The organism is Nostoc sp. EspVER01, from assembly GCF_034530635.1.
Lineage (GTDB): Bacteria > Cyanobacteriota > Cyanobacteriia > Cyanobacteriales > Nostocaceae > Nostoc.
The window spans coordinates 107,370-124,884 of the sequence record NZ_JAVRCS010000016.1 but is presented as its reverse complement, the minus strand read 5'-3'; the positions used below and the strand labels follow the sequence as shown (position 1 = coordinate 124,884).

Genomic DNA, 17,515 nt, shown 5'->3' with positions numbered 1-17,515 from the left:
TCGGGAATGGGGCATTGGGCATTAGGAGTGCTGAGTGAGGAGTTAAGAGTTAGGAGTTTTGTTTACCCCTTCTTGTCCCCTTGTCACCCTATCCTCTTCATCTCCCTACTCCCCATTCCCTATTTAACAGAGTTACTCTTACTCCCCTCTGGACTGGGCAATGTAGTCGCGTTAGTAACTTTTTTAAGTTCGATAAAAATATCGTAACGGTTACTGCGATTATCGCTGACAGCAGATGTCATCCCAATTGAGCGCGTTGCATCTAGCAAAGTTTGTTGATTGGGAATTAGAGTTGGTAAAGGGAAATTTTTCACAGTTCGTTCCACATCTAGGAAAAATTGACCATTCGTCGGATTGGGTTCTGTAGGAACTGTTTGCTGGAAGGGAAGAGTACCAGCTAGTGTGTAGTTAGGTTTGGGAACAATTTTATCGGTGATGGGAGCGCCCACTACCAAGAAGGCGACATCTCCATCTAACCAACCGTGGGTGGCAGTTAATGTACCATAAGGTGATACCCAGTTAACAACGGGTTGACCTGCGACTTTCCCTGGTTGCACTTGGAACTGGTATTGATTTTTCATCACTTCATCCAGCTTACTGATGGATGCTTCAGCTGATTTACGTAGGCTTTGCCCCCCGTAGTCACCGCTTGTCTGTACCATGAACAGCAAACCCGCACGAAAATCATTTGGTGAACCTTCTTTTGGAGTAGCAGGAATTACTGATAAGGAAAACTCCCCTTTCATCCAACTAAGCAAATCTTTCTCCAAATCGAGATCGGTAAGAGATTTTATCCCACCTCTAATCTGTTCTGGTGCGATCGGTGATAAAGGATTTCCCTGAGATGTTAAAACATAGTCTCTCCACAACCTCTGTAAGTTACCACCAGTCAGCATCATTAAGGTTTCTGCTGGTATGCGGCTTTGCATTTTCCCAGCTTTGTTTTCCACCACCAGCACACGTTGACTATTAGGGTTTAACCAAGAAACGCCCTTAAAGCGGATTCCTTCTGACTCTAAGGTTATTGTCCCCGCTAAACCTTGGTTATTTTGCAGTTGAGCCAAAACTTGAGCAGGTAAAGGGCGGTTTGGAGAAGCTGCGGCTATTTTCGCTGCTGTTGGCACATTGATATAAAACTGTCCAAAGGGTTGGTAGTTGGCAATTTTCGGGAAATTCTCAGTAAAGCCTCCTGTTGTGGCTAGAGATGTTTTATTTTTATAAGCATCAATCGCTCTGTCTGTGGCTTTGGGACTATCAGTTATGACTAAAAAACGCCCATCTAGTAATGCAGCTGAGAAGTTTTGCCCTGCTTGTCCTTCACTTTGTTTGATGGCGATCCCTTGATAAGTACGATCGCTCCATTTGCCTTGTTTAAGGATTTTGGGTTGTGCCAAAATGCTTTTGGCGATTTCTGAATTTTTTACTGGCAATACCATTACCATCGACTGCTGATCGCTAGCAGCACTTTCATTGGTGGTAACTGGCTTGGGTGCAGGTTTATTCCCTGTAGTTGGGGCAAGAATTGCGATCGTCACGTCATCGCCTACCCAAGGAGCAATATCTTTTTGGAAGTCGTAACCATTATTAGTGAGAAAGCGATCGCGTAACTGGACTAAATTTTTGTCCAGTTCTGTTTGGGTTTCTTTTGTCCCAAACTGCCGCAATTTCTGCCACTGCTGGGGATCTGTTGTTAAGGAAACCGCAAACAGGGCATCACCAGGAATAATATTTGCACCTACTAGCAAATCGCTAGAAGATATTTGTCTCTGGGCTAACAACCAGTAGGCCACACTCCCCGCACCAATCAATAACCCAGCAGCCGAGAGTGTCAGCACCAGAGACGGTTTCTTATTTTTCTTCATCTGAACAGACACAAGAGGCGGTGCCATTGAAACCTGTACCTTATACTTGCAAACTTATTACTTGCTTGATTAGTCAAATACACCAACAGTATTACCCATTCTTTAGAGCAGTTAATTATATTAAATTTTTCTACCCTAGATGCTGATGTTACTTCGATAATCAACTTTCCGTAGCCTTTTAAAAGCTATGTTTTTGGCTCAGTTACCATTTTTAACACGCTTTGTTGAATTTCGTAGGACGTTTCCCTGAGATTAATTCCTCTGTCGGAAAGTTTTCACAAGTAAATCTGTTATTTCAAGCAATTCAGGGAATATAACATTTTTTTCGGAGTTACAGAAATTATATACAATCAGAAAACTCTAGGTAGTGTAATAGTTTTAGCGATTTCTCTCAATTCTCCTTAAAGTATGACCTCGCTCTAAGAACTCTGTTGTTATGCGATTTGGTTGGAAAATCGTCCTATCGGAACTTAAACACTTTGGAGGCAGAAACAAGCCTCAAACCATGTAGGGCAAGGTAAATACACCAAATACTAAAAAACAGCCCAAACCCAGATATATCAATAAACTAAGCAAAACGATGTCAAAAACTTTCTGTACACAGGTTTGAGGCTCTTTTTGGGTATTTTTATATCTAAATCCCACTATTGCTTTCCTCTCAAGGCATTAATGCCTCTTGCCATCTCAAAATAAGCGAACGTACAGATATAACTAACTGGACAAAGCTGCAAGCCAATTTGAGCTACTTGTCTTTACTTGATAGCGATCGCCCATCTATACTTGCAACTCAAATCCAGGTAGTATATCCTCTCCAGAAACAATCGCTGGCATTTGCACAACTTCTACAGCTTTTAAAAGTCGGTAAATTTCAACTTGGCGATCTTGAGGATTAATCAGCCAACCCAAGCGCAGACCATTTTGAATGTATTCCTGCATTTTCTCTTGAATTGGTGCAAGGCGATCTGTCTCAGAACGCAGTTCAATCACAAAGTCGGGTACAAGTGGCGGAAATTTTTTTCGTTGTTCTGGTGTTAAAGCTTCCCACCGCTCCAATTTTACCCAAGCAGCATCAGGAGAACGTTTTGCACCGTTGGGAAGTATAAAGATAGTTGAAGAACTAAAAACTTTCCCTAATTTAGCTTGACGATTCCAATTATTTAAGTCTGTAATTAAATCTGCTTCTTGATTTCCGCTTTCTCCTCCTACTGGTGGCATAATTATTAATTCTCCAGATGCGTTCATTTCCAGGCTGACATCACGATTGGCAATACACAATTGATAAAATTGCTCATCGGTTAAATGAGCAATCGGTTCTAGATTTAGTACAACAGTATTCATTAAACCTTTCCTCTTGTCTTTCTTGCTAACATCAGTAGGAAATTATTGCTTGTTGGAAGATTTATTGAAGTGTAATTTAAAACCCTCCTATACTTATACTTGCAACTCAAATCCAGGTAGTATATCCTCTCCAGAAACAATCGCTGGCATTTGCACAACTTCTACAGCTTTTAAAAGTCGGTAAATTTCAACTTGGCGATCTTGAGGATTAATCAGCCAACCCAAGCGCAGACCATTTTGAATGTATTCCTGCATTTTCTCTTGAATTGGTGCAAGGCGATCTGTCTCAGAACGCAGTTCAATCACAAAGTCGGGTACAAGTGGCGGAAATTTTTTTCGTTGTTCTGGTGTTAAAGCTTCCCACCGCTCCAATTTTACCCAAGCAGCATCAGGAGAACGTTTTGCACCGTTGGGAAGTATAAAGATAGTTGAAGAACTAAAAACTTTCCCTAATTTAGCTTGACGATTCCAATTATTTAAGTCTGTAATTAAATCTGCTTCTTGATTTCCGCTTTCTCCTCCTACTGGTGGCATAATTATTAATTCTCCAGATGCGTTCATTTCCAGGCTGACATCACGATTGGCAATACACAATTGATAAAATTGCTCATCGGTTAAATGAGCAATCGGTCCTAGATTTAGCACAACAGTATTCATTAAATTTTTCCTCGTGTCTTTCTTGCTAACATCAGTAGGAAATTATTGCTTGTTGGAAGATTTCTTGAGGTGTAATTTATCGGGAAGTGCGAGAAATTCTTTGAGGGTGAGTTGGGTTTTGAGTTGAATCATAGTTGATCTTGGGGAATGACTCTATTTTAAAGAGGATGCGATCGCTAAACAACGGCAAAGCATCACCGAAAACTCATTAGTTTAACGGCACACTACCAGAAGCGATCGCTGCAACAATAATTCAACGTTCCTTTGATAATTTCATTGCATGATTTCAGCTACTTAGTTTTACTCGATAGCGATCGCCGGACTACATCATGGCTTCTTACTGATTTTTGGAATTTAATTGCATAGCCCCCAAATATTTAGTTAAATAAGGTGAAAAAACTTCATAAATTAATGTCAGTGGCTGCCCATGATGCCAAAACAAGTAATGGCGACCCCAAAAAGGCCCAGTTACACCAAAACCAGACTCTAGTGCCAATGAGTCACCGTAGTAAATTCCTCGAACATCCCGATACAATTCTGTGCGAAGACGAGCTAAACTTGCCCAAATTGGTAATGAACGGTTTTGTAAATACTCATCAACATGACTGGCTTCCCACCACGAAGTAGCATAGGCTAATCTTTGACCAGAAGCGGTACGCAGCCATACTTGTCGTCGTAATCGCGGTTCTGGGACAGCTTGGATTAACTCAGGAGCAGCATCCAAGTCGATGCCAATCAATGACATATCAATAACATCTACTTCTACAGCCTCACCTGTGAGCAATTCTAAGTGACGTGTTGGAGAGCCGTCACCCAAAAGCATTAGCTGCCATGCAGGTGCTAGCTGAGTGTGAGGTAAACTTTGTTGAATTATTTCCTCCCCTCCTTGCCAAATCGGAGTGAGGCGATGCCAAGCTGGTGGCAGTGTTAGGTTGTTTGTCGGCGGAAAAGAAATAGTCAATGCTTTTTACAAAACTTCACCTATTTCTATAAAAGCATAAAAAACTAGTACTTTGACAAGGCAATTCTTAATATGTAGTAAGCACTGAGTGGTTCCGAAAAGGACTAAAGTCTTCACTACAAACTTAATATTTAAGGGTCAATAGTCTAAGGTTTTTTGACCTGTAACTATTGACCCTATGCTTAAACAAGCAAAAATGCGGATGGGGAGACTCGAACTCCCAAGGCAAAGCCACACGCACCTCAAGCGTGCGCGTATACCAATTCCGCCACATCCGCATGGTTTATCTAAGAATAGACTATAGCATAAGAAAATAATTATAGTAAGGTGATATCTAAATTCAGTTGCTCAAAAATATAAATTTTCTCCAGGCGGTATCAGACTGACAGAAATTTAGCAGTTGTACAAGTGATATTGAAAAGGGTTGGAGCTACTAGAGCGACTGTGTTCGGCGGGGTGCGATGTCTACGACGGGCTACGCCTATGCAAAAGCCCAGCTTGGTAGTCTAGCCAAGACTTACAGCAGCAATGTTGTTAGTGTAGTAAGACCCGTAGAGGCAGTAAGCCTGCAATATGCAAGTTTGCTTAGGATCAGGGTGGCGAATCTCCTGCAATAATTTGAAATAATGCGGAAGCGTTGTTTTAAGTTGGATCAGAGAAAATGTCAATCTACTGGTAATGATATCGAAACTAAAAAATGAAGTTTGACAAAATATTAATTGCCAATCGGGGAGAAATCGCCCTTCGCATTCTCCGCGCCTGTGAAGAAATGGGAATTGCCACAGTTGCGGTTCACTCCACCGTTGACCGTAATGCTCTGCACGTCCAACTTGCTGATGAAGCGGTTTGCATTGGCGAACCCGCTAGCAGTAAAAGTTATTTGAATATTCCCAATATTATTGCTGCTGCACTGACGCGCAATGCTACTGCCATTCATCCAGGCTATGGTTTTTTGGCAGAAAATGCCCGGTTTGCGGAAATCTGTGCCGACCATCATATTGCTTTTATTGGCCCAACTCCAGAAGCTATGAGACGGATGGGCGATAAATCCACTGCCAAAGAAACCATGCAAAAAGCTGGAGTCCCGACAGTACCAGGTAGTGAGGGATTGGTAGAATCCGAGCAAGAAGGATTAGGATTCGCCAAGGATATCGGCTATCCAGTGATGATCAAAGCTACAGCAGGTGGCGGGGGACGGGGTATGCGCCTAGTTCGTTCTGAAGACGAATTTGTGAAACTTTTTCTCGCAGCCCAAGGCGAAGCAGGAGCAGCTTTTGGGAATTCTGGCGTTTACATAGAAAAATTTATTGAACGTCCCCGCCACATCGAATTCCAAATTTTGGCGGATAACTACGGTAATGTCATCCATTTGGGTGAACGGGATTGCTCAATTCAGCGCCGGAATCAAAAGCTGTTAGAAGAAGCTCCTAGTCCGGCTCTCGACCAAGACCTACGTGAGAAAATGGGACAAGCTGCCGTCAAAGCGGCCCAATTCATTAACTACAGTGGGGCGGGTACTATTGAGTTTCTCTTGGATAGATCCGGTAAATTCTACTTTATGGAAATGAACACCCGGATTCAAGTAGAACATCCTGTAACAGAGATGATTACTGGGATTGACTTAGTTGCTGAACAAATTCGCATTGCTCAAGGTGAAAGGCTCAAGCTGACCCAAGACCAAGTAGTATTACGAGGTCATGCGATCGAATGCCGAATCAACGCTGAAGATCCCGACCATGATTTTCGCCCTTCTCCTGGACGGATTAGTAGCTATCTGCCTCCCGGAGGACCTGGTGTTCGGATTGATTCCCACGTTTACACAGACTACCAAATCCCACCCTACTACGATTCTTTGATCGGCAAGTTAATTGTTTGGGCACCAGACAGACCTACTGCGATTAACCGCATGAAACGCGCACTGAGAGAATGTGCCATCACTGGACTACCTACCACCATCGGGTTTCATCAAAAAATTATGGAAACTCCACAGTTTTTACAGGGTAACGTCTATACAAATTTTGTGCAGGAAATGAACGGTTAGGGAAGTGGGAAGGTTACAGGTTATAGGTTACAGGGGACAGGGTTATAATAACCTGTAACCTGTCCCCTGTAACCTGTACCCTAATTAACACGAGATAGCATAGTCAGCAATCCTTGTTGACCTAGTAGGATTTCTCGCAGGAGACTAAAGATACCAACCCAAATAATAGGTGTAATGTCTACCCCGCCTATGGGTTGCACCAGCTTTCGCAACGGGATTAAAAATGGCTCAGTGGGCCAAGCTATTAAATTAAACGGCAAACGATTCAGATCCACTTGCGGATACCAAGTGAGAATGATACGAAATATAAATAAGAATGTCATCACCCCTAACACAGGGCCAAGAATCCAAGCAGTCAGGTTAACACCAGTCATCGGTTTTAGGTACTATCTATCTGTAACAAAAGAAAAAAACTTAGGCGCAGGCAAGTTGCGCTTTGCGTAGACATAGCTACAAAATTTTAAGCTTTGTAAAGCACTCCGATCTTTATTTTAACTAAATGCTGTCACTTCTTTCTGAAATAGAAAAGCGAACTCGCCCATGTGATTAACTCAATAACTGGTGAAAGAAGTTACCAAGTTTGGCAGTTCAGAGTTAGAGGCTTCTCAAGAAAGTAATACACTATTAAAATTAGGATGAAGTGTGTAAAAAAAGGTTGAGAAGTATGACGCCTTCTTTAGCAAATTTTCTTTGGAGTCTGCTATGGGGTACAGCAATTGTTGTAATCCCCGCTACAGTTGGTCTAATTTTCATTAGCCAAAAAGATAAAATACAGCGTTCATAATGCTTATGAGAGTTAAATTAGCTCTCATAATCGATTGTCTGTCAGCTATCTACTTAATTGCACTAAAAGCAGCATACATTGCGACTGGTGGCAGTTGTAGCTGACAGACATAGACGTTTTTACTTTTCGGTGAATAGCTTCAGAGCTTCTTTGCCAGAGGCTTTGAAGCTTCAATATATGGTGCCTAATTACAGTAGTGATTTTAATTGTGACTCGCTAACATAGATTTGATATTGGGAAAACAGCAATGATAAATTTTGGGCTGAACTCAGCCAGTTTTCTGGCTCAGGTAAATTTTGGGGCAAATTCAGCCAGTATTCTAGGAATTTTCCTGGCTGTGGCTGGGGCAGCACTGTATTTTCTCCGCACTGTGCGCCCAGAATTGTCACGAGATCAAGATATCTTTTTTGCAGCAGTTGGCTTGCTTTGCGGCTTCATTCTGGTCTTTCAAGGATGGCGGCTTGACCCGATTCTACAATTTGGTCAATTGCTTTTAGTTGGCACAACTGTATTTTTTGCAGTTGAAAGTATTCGCCTGCGGAGTATAGCTACCCAGCAAGCAAAGCGTAATACTCCGATTGTGGACGAAGACCGACCGGTTAGCGATCGCTATTCGTACAACGATCGCAGAAAGTATCAAGCTGAAATGGATGCAGATTTAGAACCACTGCCTTATGAAGACGAGGAAGAACGCCCAGTGCGTGCCCGGATTCGCGGTAGCAGGGATGAGATTTCTACTCGTGATAACTACTACGAGGAGCAACCCCCCCGTCGTTCAGAACGCCGCAACAGCAGCAGTAGTGAAAGACAGGCTCCATCTGATAGAACGCGTCGGCGGACTTCTGGTCGTCCTGTGAATCGCCCTTCTGAAAGCTCTGAAGATGAAAATTGGGGTTCTTCATCTAGGCAAGTTGATGATTGGGAAAGTTCGGGTGGGGAAGTCAGAAAACCTTCTCGCCGTAGTAATAACGGGCCTCAGCGTCCCGAAAGTCGTGAAGATGATATTTCTTCCAGACCGAGAAGGCGTCGTCCACCCACTGACTCAACTCCTCGAAGACCGCGCGAAGATGATGATGCAATCCCAACTGATTATGTACCATACAGCCCAATGGAAAAACCAAATGAGGGGCCAGATAATTTGACCGATTTTGATGATGATATTTAAAACAGTTGGCGTGCAAGTAAGTTTAGAGACGACGGAAAACAGTTGAGGTGGAAAAATTTACGCCTACATTTTGGCTCCAAAGACCAATTCATTGGAGCCTGGTTTTTGGTTTAACAAGTTTGCTTGTATCTTGTGGTTCTAACGATATTCCCATCGGGCCTACTTCTCTTAACAGTCGCTACACCGAGGAGCAACCTGCTTTGAGTGGAAACGGGCGCTTTTTAGCGTTTGTATCTAATCGGAATGGTAATCAGCAGCTACTAGTGTACGATTTGGAGAGGCAAGTTTTTATTGGTACACCGGGGATAAACCGACAGGAGACAATTGCCGAAAGTCCTAGTTTGAGCTACACCGGGCGTTATATTTCTTATCTTACTAGCGATCAAGGTAGACCAGTGGTAGCGCTTTACGATCGCGCTACGCAACAGTCGCAAATTGTCACACCAATTTATCGCGGCTGGGTCAGAAAACCAAATATTAGTCCAGATGGACGTTATGTTGTCTTTGAAACCGCCACTCGTGGTCAGTGGGATATTGAAGTCCTAGACCGGGGGCCAAATATTGAGTTAGATATTCCCAACGGTGCAACCGTAGGTTCACCTCCGTAGGGGAGAAAGTTAGGAGTTAGGAGTTAGGAGTTGTGAGACTATTGACTAATTACTAATGACTAATTATATGAAACGTGTTTTTTTTATACCTGTATTTTTCTGTTTAAGTTTATTGACTGGGTGTTTTGGCTACCCTCGCCTTTTGAGTTATCCCTTTGATCCAGGGGGTCGGAGTCTCAATAGTTTAGCGTCGGAATTAAACCCCCAAATTTCTGGGAGATACATTGTTTTTATTACTGACCGGCGCGGTAGCCAAGATGTTTATATGTTTGATACGGTAAATCGTGATTTGGTTGATTTGCCAGGTTTAAATTCCTTTGATGCGATCGCAAATCATCCTAGCGTTTCACAAGATGGTCGTTATATTGTGTTTGCTGCTAGCCGTCAGGGGCGATCGGCTATTTTTCTCTACGACAGAGAAACACGCCAATCGCGGAATTTGACCAATAACCTGCAAGCCGAAGTCCGTAACCCTACAATTAGCGCTGATGGTAGCAGAATCGCTTTTGAGTCTAGTAACAATGGTCAGTGGGATGTTTTAGTATATGACCGTTTTGGACAACCGTTAAATATACCTCAAGAACCGCGTTGAACTAAAGTTAAGAGTTAGAAGTGAGGAGTTATGAGTTAAAAATTCCTAACTCCTAATTCCTAACTCATAACTCATAACTCCTAAGTTTTACTTCTAACTCCTCACCTCTAACTTTTGTTTTCTACTTGTTGCACAGATTCAATGAGCAATCGCACTTGTTTTGTCCCCTCAGAAGCTTCAAATGATAGGGGAAACTTACCCCGGAGGATCATCCGCAAGCCGAGGGGTGCAAGACTGAGTAATCCTTTTAAATCCTGAAAATAATTACCGACAACTTGTAAACCAAATTGACGTTCATCAATCCAACCACCTTCTTTAACCAAATCTACCAATACTTTCCGGTGACGAATTGAGCGACTATCGCTGGCTTGTTTCTGGGTGAGAATTTCTTGTTTAACTTTGGTGATTTGTTCTAATGGTGCAACTTCCATTGGACAAACTGAATCGCAGTATAAACAACGGGTGCAACCCCACACACCTTTAGTCCCTTCGTTGTAGCTTTCTAAGCGATTTTCGGTGTCGCTATCGCGGGAGTCTGCTACCATTCGGTAAGCTTTGGCAAGGGCATGGGGACCTACAAAGTCTGGATTAACTTCACGAGCGTTGCATTCAGAGTAACAAGCACCGCACATAATACAGTTACCAGTTTGATCGAGACGCGATCGCTCTTGTGGTGTTTGCAAAAACTCTCTTTCTGGTACTTGTCGTGCTGCCGTACTCACATAAGGGGCAACTGCCTCTAGATTATTCCAAAAGCTGCTCATATCTACAACCAAATCTTTAATCACGGGCATATTGCCAAGAGGTGCGATCGTGATTTCATCAATAGCATTTACTTTACTTTGAGATGATGGTATTTGTTGTAATCTGGCAAGTTCACTCCCAACATTTTCTTTACAAGCTAAAGCCGAACGCCCATTAATTCGCACAGCACAGCTACCACAAATAGTATTGCGGCAATTTTTGCGAAATGCCAAAGTTCCATCTTGCTCCCACTTAATTTGATTGAGGCAATCCAAGATTGTATTACCTGGTTCGGCTTCCACAAGGTAGGTTTGTACAACAGGGGAGGAATTTTGTTGCTGTCGAATGACCTTAAAAATAACTTCCATAACTACTAACCAAAATTTTAAAATTACTTCACCAGCCTCAACAATCATGAGTCAAAGCAGGTAGTTGCGAAAAGGGTGTTATGCTTTTTCGCCCCTAATTCAAATCCTGGTGTTAATAGGCTGACGATTCAAGGGCGACTGATTCTAGTTTAAGGATAACCATTAAAATTTTACTTGTAGTAGCACTGTCGGCAAGATTTTCGTCAAATTCTGAGTTAAAACGCCAAAAATGTAATCGCAGCTTTGCATTGAATTTACCTGTTTGGAATGTAAAGGAAAGAGGGTTTGCTTAAAAAGTAACTTAAGTTGATCTTTGACCTAGCGATCGTATCCAAATGAAATGTATGTGAAGTTAGCAACATGTCTTGATGTCAACTTGAGTCAAGCAGTCCTGACAGTAAAATTCCACCTTCGCTACCACTTGACGGAATTTTTTGATTATATAGAAGTCTGAAAGCCCATGTTTAATATATAGTAGTGGCAATCAAGCACTAGGCAGATGTTAAGAGATTTGTTCTTCCCATAGACAGACGTGTAAAATCTTCTGACTGCTTTTGACCTGAAGATAATAAACCGAAGAAAAATCCCCACCACTTTCAAAGAAAAGTTAGAGCACCGCGAAACCCGGAGGTGAGAGACTTTTCGCTTTTTGGCTTGCTCTCAATCAAGAAAATATGGGATTGAACTCATTGGTCAAAACTGCTCGTCTCAATTATATAAATTTTTATAAAAGCCAGATAGCAATGCTCACGCTTGCAATAAAGGGTTAAGAAAATCGTCACTGCTTTTTTCTTCTTTTAGTCCAGGAATTTAAATAAAAATTTACCAGCAACTTTAATTCAAAATTAAACAACTATTTTGCTATTATTAGTCCATGCTAGTATTTAATATAAAATTACGAAGTAGCAAAACCAGAATCAATAGCCGTATCAGCGCGGTTACTACTGCTTTGTTGATTCGTAATGTAGAGACAAGAAAATTCGCGTCTCTACTGGTAGGACAAAAGGGTGTATGCCCGTAGGACTCTATTGAAATACTATGCTGTCCTAAGCTTGAGAGGACGAGTGGAGAAAACTCTACTTGCTCATTGCCAAGAAAGGCAAGCACTGAAAGTGAAAAACCTGCAATTTTTTGGGTCTACGACTTATTTGCAGTAGAACCTAACCCCATTTGTAAAGGTGGCTGAAAGTTACACCGCTACAGTAACGCCAAAGGAGAAAATAGTTTTCTTTCTGATGGCGAATAATGGTTAAAAGTGCCGTAACATCACCAAAATTAATGTCTGTGGCAACTATGGCCTCTAGTTGGTTGTAGACAACCATATATAGAAGTGCTTTTGGCTCCTATCGGCAGGAATTCACCCGTTACACTAGGGTCTTCAGTAGCTCTATGCAAATGCTAAAAAATTAAATGCTGGCATGAGACTACATAATTTATCAGTTTGGAGAGAGTAAGGAAAATTTGAGCATAATGACTGAAACTGCAACCGCGCCATTAACTGGAAAAGCACTACTTGCTAAAGTAAAAGAACTTTCCACATTACCACGCCGAGAAAGAGCTAAACAGTGCGGCTATTACACTGTTACTAAGAATAACCAAGTTCGTGTCAATCTCACCGATTTTTATGACGCTTTGCTGTCTGCTAGGGGAATTCCTCTAAGTCCAGAAGCACCTAAAGATGGTCGTGGTCGTGAACCGACATATCGGGTTAGTGTCCATCAAAATGGTCAGATTGTAATTGGTGCTACATATACCAAAGCAATGGGCTTGAAGGCTGGAGATGAGTTTGAAATTAGGCTGGGATACAAACATATTCACCTAATTCAACTAGGTGAAAGCGATAAAAAACTAACCTCACAAGATATAGATTCTGACGAATCAGACGAAGATTTGGAAGACGAAGACTAAATTTGCTGATGGTAAGGATAAGTTTCAGGTGATGATAACTTGTCCTTACCCCCACAGCAAACTGGTAGCCAGCTAAAAAATACGATTAGACCCCTTGCAGAAGTCACCAAATTGAGTAGAGTCTTGATTAATCAGCAAGAAATCTATAATGCAAGAAGTCTATCGTGTTTTTTTGTTTATTTTGATAACTTTCTTTGAATCTTCGGTCAACGCCTTACTGGCGTTTATAGAAAATGCACCGCCACTAGTTATAGTGACGGCATTTTTTCTTTTCTGGATAGTTTGCTGGTTGCCAGTAGCAACAGTATCGGCAATATTGCTTAATTGGCAACCTCCTAAACCTTTACAGCCAGAGCAAAAAATGCCGTTATTGGTGTCACTTTACCTATTAGCTCCCCCGATCCTCTGGGGAGTTGTTTGGTTGACTAATAAATCTTTTTCAGATTACGGCTTTGTTGGCAATCTTTCAACTCTTGGTTTTTTAGCACTAGGTTTTAGTTTAGGAGTGCTGAGTCTAACTATTGTATTTGGTGGGCAATTCGGGTTAGGTTGGTGTTCTTTTGAAAAGTCGAATTTCAAGTTACTACTACCCATCTTGCTACCAATTTTCTTGATAGCGTTGTTAGTCGGTGGGATAGAAGAGTTAGTTTTTCGCGGTTTCCTGTTCACAGAATTAGCGCAGGATTACCCAGTTTGGGTAGCAGCAGCAATTTCTAGCTTGATTTTTGCCTTGTTACACCTGATTTGGGAGCAACGCGAAACTGCACCCCAACTTCCTGGATTATGGCTGATGGGAATGGTGCTGGTATTAGCACGCTTTGCTACCAGTGGTAATTTGGGTTTAGCTTGGGGATTGCACGCAGGATGGGTATGGGCGATCGCTACCATAGATACAGCAGAACTAATTACTTACACTGGTATTGTCTCTGACTGGTTTACAGGTAAAAATAAAAAACCCTTAGCGGGTTTGGCGGGAATTATTTGTGTATTGGGAACTGGAGTAATTATCTGGTTCAACTCTTAAGTATTTTAATTTTCTGTAAAAAGTTGCTAGCCAGATCCCCGACTTCTCAAAGAAGTCGGGGATCTAAATCCACCCTTAGTACTAAAAACTACTCATTCCTTCTAATTCTGTCGATTTCTCGTTGTAATTCTTCAATTTGACGGCGTAAAACTTCTGTTTGACTTGCGGAAGATTCTGCTGCAACATTTACCGATCCGGAAGCAGGCGATCGCTGATAATTTCCTCGGCGAATTTGCTGATATTCTTCGGATACAGCCCACGCCCGTAAGTAATGTAAGCGTTCAACAGGGAAAGGATGACTCAACATCATACCCTGAGCGCCATTGTAGATCAAGAATTTATATATCTGATTCAGTCCATCTTCATCCAGTGCCTGATAATTTTCTGACTGCTTGATAAACTCTTGTAAACTACATTCATTGGCATATTTGTTACTACCGCCAGAGAGTTTCATCATCGTTGACATCACAGGATTCAAGTCATCCATTACTAGTAGTGCAGCGCGATCTGACGATAACTCGGCTTTGCGCCGCCACTCAAAAAAGGCATAAATCAAGCCTTGTGTGACAATATTACCGATGCCAAAGGTCAATTCTCCCAAGGCAGAAGCAGCATTCATCGCCCACATCGCCATTTGAATTAAAATAGTATGACCACATTTAATATGCCCCAGTTCATGGGCTAGCACCGTCCTCATCTCGGCTTCGTCTAGTAAGTCTAGTATCCCTGTATTTATGACTATATAAGGATTCTCTTGCCCCAGCGCATAGCTATTTGCTTGGGGATTTTGCGAGACAAACAGTGTTGGTTCTGGGTAAATGTCCAAATCTCGGACGCATTCCCGAAACATCTGGTAAATAGTGGAATATTGACGCGGCCCAACTTGGATGCTGTTACCCATTAGATAGACTAATTGAGGGCGTTCGTAGATAAATTCCACAAATTTACGAGCGATTAAATCAAATCCTGGTAAATTTCGTAAAGCTTGCTCGGCTTGGCGATCTAGTGGATGCCTGAAGGCTTCGCTGGAAATTCCTGTGTAAGTTGGCATAATTTAGGGTATTGGGTGATTGGTCATTGGTCATTGGTCATTAGCAAAGGACAAAGGACAAATGACAAATAACAAGATAATAGAAATGGGGCAATTGGAAGTAAAAATCACTTTGTATGGAATTGAAAGCGTGTGATTGAGGCAGAAGTTCATTTGTCACTACATAACTTTTTGCGATCGCAAGCGGGGTTCCCTTCCTGGCCCCATCATTTGACGATGGCACGGTTGGTAGCACGCGCCTTGCGCCTGGGACGTAGTGCCCTAATTCAAGTAGGGGCAGTTAGTGGCTATCAAGGGCGGTATCGTACTAGTTTCGTAGCATCAGCCCTAATGTGGCATGGCCCTGTAATTATTGTTGCTCAAGAAACAGTGCAGCAACTTCTACTGCGGGTGGAAATTCCCCGTCTACAGCAATGGCTACCAACCAATAAATCGATTAGGACAGGTGATGCTTGGCCTGATGCTGAGTTCCAAGGGCTACTCTTAACTTCCCCAGAAGCTTGGTTAAAAGGACAATTGGCTGGTGGTGGCTCACGCTTTCCCCAAGGCATCCCCACAATTATTGATGGGGTAGACGATCTCGAAGACTGGGTGCGTCATCAACTTACCCAAGATATTCAACCCGATGATTGGGATCAACTCATGCTAGCTTGTCCCAACCAAGCGGAGGCAATTCGCGAAGCACGGATACAACTAACACACGAACTTTTTCAGCATCCTGCCAATCCCTATGAATGCTATCTAATTTCCCAGCCAGAAATAGAAATTTTAAGCCGTCTCTATTCTGCTTTCGAGTCAGTACAAACACTGCCAGAACCTTGGAAACAATTCTGGCAACAATTTCAAACCCTTGATGAAAATCTTTCCCCCCCTACTCTCTCATCTCCCCCTGCTCCCCCCCCTCTCTTCTGGGCGACTATTGCCCATCGACAAGGTTTATTTTCTTTGCACTACGCCCCAATGGAATTAGGAGAAATACTTTCACCTGTTTGGCAGCGACAACCAGTAGTTTTAATTGGTAGCGCTATCGAACCGGAAACTGAGGCTCCCCTTTTTCACCAGCGCTTGGGTTTGGACGATTTAACTTGCCTGAAGTTCTCTTCGGAAAGTCAAGCGGAAGCAATTCAACTGTATGTACCCTATAAGTTGCCTCTACCCAACACACCAGAATTTCAAGCGGCATTTATTCACAAAGTCCGCACACTGGTTTGTTTAAGTGCAACAGCACCAGGATTAACGGTTGTCTTAGTGGGAGATGTACCACTAAAGGCTCAAGTGGCGACAATTCTAGCCTCAGAGTTTGGTTCGCGGGTGCAAGTAGAAAAAACTTGTTTAGATGAAAATGGTATTTTGATTAGCGGTTGGGAATTTTGGCGAGAACATCAACGAGTCTTGCCAGCGCCCCATCTATTAATCATTGCTACTTTGCCCCTACCATCTTTAGAAAATCCTCTGGTAGCTGGTAGGGTAGCTCTTTATAAGCGATCGCATCAAGATTGGTTCCGTTTATACTTGTTGCCAGCAGCTTTAAATGAATTACAACGGGCGATCGCTCCAGTACGAGAAAGTCAAGGAATTGTGGCTTTGCTTGATAGTCGTGTAGTTAACCGCAGCTACGGCGCTCAAATTCTCGCAGCTTTAAGTCCTCTGGCACGCATTAACTATCTCGATCCCAGTCTGTTTTCCAATACCGATGAGGAAAATTCTGCCTAAAGTTCAGTTACCAATGCCCAATTTAAATTTTGTCAACCAAAGCGCGATCGTCTAAAAGCAAGCACTATTATCAGCTTATAGAAGGTGATGGAATTCATTGTCTTTCTGTAGGCATGATTCCTGGCAAAATAAATTTAGAACCTAAGTAGAATTTGAGTTGCTGATTATGGGTGAAGCAAAGCGTCGTAAAACCACACTAGGGGAAACATACGGTCAAGAGACTCGGATCTTGTCTTGGGTTCCAATCACAAAAACTCAAGGCGAACAATTTGTCGCTTGGACTACTCGTGGTGCTTGGATAGGCATTGGTCTCATGGTTGTAGGATGGGCAACAATCCGTTTTATCGGCCCAGCTTTCGGTTGGTGGCAAGTAGTCTATTAATTCTGAATTCATAATTGAATTAGTTGGATATCTAGATATCCAACTAATTCAATCCCACAAACAAAGACAATTACGCGCGACTGTTTCGACAATCATGACAAATTACGTTAGCGCAAGGGTAGCAAGCTTGCGTACCCCTATGGGAAGGAAGCTAGGCGCAGCCTCTCGTACAAAGCGTTATGACTAATTACGAATTAGTTAACTGAGTTATTAATAAAAAATAATTACTCTCTTGGGATAGATAATCGAAATATATTATATATTCATTAAATTTGGCAAAACCAAACTAAGATAATAATCCTTCTAAATTATCGTGT

General features: G+C 42.3%; 17 protein-coding genes and 1 tRNA gene. 9 read left to right on the top strand and 9 right to left on the bottom strand.

Annotated elements, in window-relative coordinates:
- Window positions 1-119: 119 nt before the first annotated feature.
- The 5 genes from RMX69_RS16090 to RMX69_RS16070 all read right to left on the bottom strand — a co-directional run bounded on the left by RMX69_RS16090 (window position 120) and on the right by RMX69_RS16070 (window position 5,096).
- Window positions 120-1,889, bottom strand: a complete 1,770-nt coding sequence (locus tag RMX69_RS16090; protein WP_322638019.1) for a DUF3352 domain-containing protein — start codon at window positions 1,887-1,889, stop codon at window positions 120-122.
- A gap of 747 nt (window positions 1,890-2,636) precedes the next feature.
- The gene (locus RMX69_RS16085; RefSeq protein ID WP_322638018.1) at window positions 2,637-3,200 is read right to left on the bottom strand and encodes a Uma2 family endonuclease; all 564 of its coding nucleotides are present in this window, start codon (window positions 3,198-3,200) and stop codon (window positions 2,637-2,639) included.
- A gap of 93 nt (window positions 3,201-3,293) precedes the next feature.
- Window positions 3,294-3,857 carry a Uma2 family endonuclease gene (locus RMX69_RS16080; protein WP_322638017.1) on the bottom strand — a complete coding sequence of 188 codons (564 nt, stop codon included), beginning with the start codon at window positions 3,855-3,857 and terminating at the stop codon, window positions 3,294-3,296.
- 337 nt (window positions 3,858-4,194) lie between these two features.
- A complete protein-coding gene (locus RMX69_RS16075) occupies window positions 4,195-4,818 on the bottom strand; it encodes a chorismate lyase (RefSeq protein WP_289796456.1) in 624 nt (207 codons plus the stop codon).
- A gap of 197 nt (window positions 4,819-5,015) precedes the next feature.
- Window positions 5,016-5,096, bottom strand: a tRNA-Leu gene (locus RMX69_RS16070).
- A gap of 419 nt (window positions 5,097-5,515) precedes the next feature.
- Between RMX69_RS16070 and accC the strand changes: the two genes are divergently transcribed.
- The gene (gene accC, locus RMX69_RS16065; protein WP_322638016.1) at window positions 5,516-6,859 is read left to right on the top strand and encodes an acetyl-CoA carboxylase biotin carboxylase subunit; all 1,344 of its coding nucleotides are present in this window, start codon (window positions 5,516-5,518) and stop codon (window positions 6,857-6,859) included.
- Window positions 6,860-6,939: 80 nt separating this feature from the next.
- On the opposite strand, the gene RMX69_RS16060 is transcribed toward accC, so the two are convergent.
- Complete coding sequence (locus RMX69_RS16060; RefSeq protein ID WP_094350101.1) at window positions 6,940-7,233, bottom strand: YggT family protein; 294 nt, start codon at window positions 7,231-7,233, stop codon at window positions 6,940-6,942.
- Window positions 7,234-7,523: 290 nt separating this feature from the next.
- Between RMX69_RS16060 and psbX the strand changes: the two genes are divergently transcribed.
- The 4 genes from psbX (at window position 7,524) to RMX69_RS16040 (ending at window position 10,008) form a co-directional block, all read left to right on the top strand.
- Window positions 7,524-7,643 (top strand): photosystem II reaction center X protein, encoded by a 120-nt coding sequence (gene psbX, locus RMX69_RS16055; protein WP_174709687.1) that lies wholly within the window; start codon window positions 7,524-7,526, stop codon window positions 7,641-7,643.
- Between the two features lie 247 nt (window positions 7,644-7,890).
- Entirely contained in the window at window positions 7,891-8,808 is a 918-nt protein-coding gene (locus RMX69_RS16050; RefSeq protein ID WP_322638015.1) for a Ycf66 family protein, read from the top strand.
- Window positions 8,809-8,855: 47 nt separating this feature from the next.
- Window positions 8,856-9,416 carry a TolB family protein gene (locus RMX69_RS16045; RefSeq protein WP_289796453.1) on the top strand — a complete coding sequence of 187 codons (561 nt, stop codon included), beginning with the start codon at window positions 8,856-8,858 and terminating at the stop codon, window positions 9,414-9,416.
- Between the two features lie 67 nt (window positions 9,417-9,483).
- Window positions 9,484-10,008, top strand: coding sequence for a TolB family protein (locus RMX69_RS16040; RefSeq protein WP_289796452.1), 525 nt, complete (start codon window positions 9,484-9,486; stop codon window positions 10,006-10,008).
- A gap of 107 nt (window positions 10,009-10,115) precedes the next feature.
- On the opposite strand, the gene RMX69_RS16035 is transcribed toward RMX69_RS16040, so the two are convergent.
- Both RMX69_RS16035 and RMX69_RS16030 read right to left on the bottom strand, forming a co-directional pair.
- Window positions 10,116-11,120 carry a succinate dehydrogenase/fumarate reductase iron-sulfur subunit gene (locus RMX69_RS16035; RefSeq protein ID WP_289799955.1) on the bottom strand — a complete coding sequence of 335 codons (1,005 nt, stop codon included), beginning with the start codon at window positions 11,118-11,120 and terminating at the stop codon, window positions 10,116-10,118.
- Window positions 11,121-12,280: 1,160 nt separating this feature from the next.
- Complete coding sequence (locus RMX69_RS16030; RefSeq protein WP_289796451.1) at window positions 12,281-12,442, bottom strand: hypothetical protein; 162 nt, start codon at window positions 12,440-12,442, stop codon at window positions 12,281-12,283.
- 148 nt (window positions 12,443-12,590) lie between these two features.
- Here RMX69_RS16030 and RMX69_RS16025 point away from each other — a divergent pair, with 148 nt between their 5' ends.
- Both RMX69_RS16025 and RMX69_RS16020 read left to right on the top strand, forming a co-directional pair.
- Window positions 12,591-13,028, top strand: a complete 438-nt coding sequence (locus tag RMX69_RS16025) for an AbrB family transcriptional regulator (RefSeq protein ID WP_289796450.1) — start codon at window positions 12,591-12,593, stop codon at window positions 13,026-13,028.
- Between the two features lie 148 nt (window positions 13,029-13,176).
- Window positions 13,177-14,052 carry a type II CAAX endopeptidase family protein gene (locus tag RMX69_RS16020; RefSeq protein ID WP_322638014.1) on the top strand — a complete coding sequence of 292 codons (876 nt, stop codon included), beginning with the start codon at window positions 13,177-13,179 and terminating at the stop codon, window positions 14,050-14,052.
- Window positions 14,053-14,140: 88 nt separating this feature from the next.
- Here RMX69_RS16020 and RMX69_RS16015 read toward each other — a convergent pair whose 3' ends face one another.
- A complete protein-coding gene (locus tag RMX69_RS16015) occupies window positions 14,141-15,103 on the bottom strand; it encodes a M48 family metallopeptidase (RefSeq protein WP_289796448.1) in 963 nt (320 codons plus the stop codon).
- 132 nt (window positions 15,104-15,235) lie between these two features.
- Here RMX69_RS16015 and RMX69_RS16010 point away from each other — a divergent pair, with 132 nt between their 5' ends.
- Together RMX69_RS16010 and RMX69_RS16005 are read left to right on the top strand one after the other, a co-directional pair.
- Window positions 15,236-16,816 carry an ATP-dependent DNA helicase gene (locus RMX69_RS16010; RefSeq protein WP_322638013.1) on the top strand — a complete coding sequence of 527 codons (1,581 nt, stop codon included), beginning with the start codon at window positions 15,236-15,238 and terminating at the stop codon, window positions 16,814-16,816.
- 166 nt (window positions 16,817-16,982) lie between these two features.
- The gene (locus RMX69_RS16005; RefSeq protein ID WP_289796446.1) at window positions 16,983-17,198 is read left to right on the top strand and encodes a DUF2839 domain-containing protein; all 216 of its coding nucleotides are present in this window, start codon (window positions 16,983-16,985) and stop codon (window positions 17,196-17,198) included.
- The last annotated feature ends 317 nt before the right edge of the window (window positions 17,199-17,515 follow it).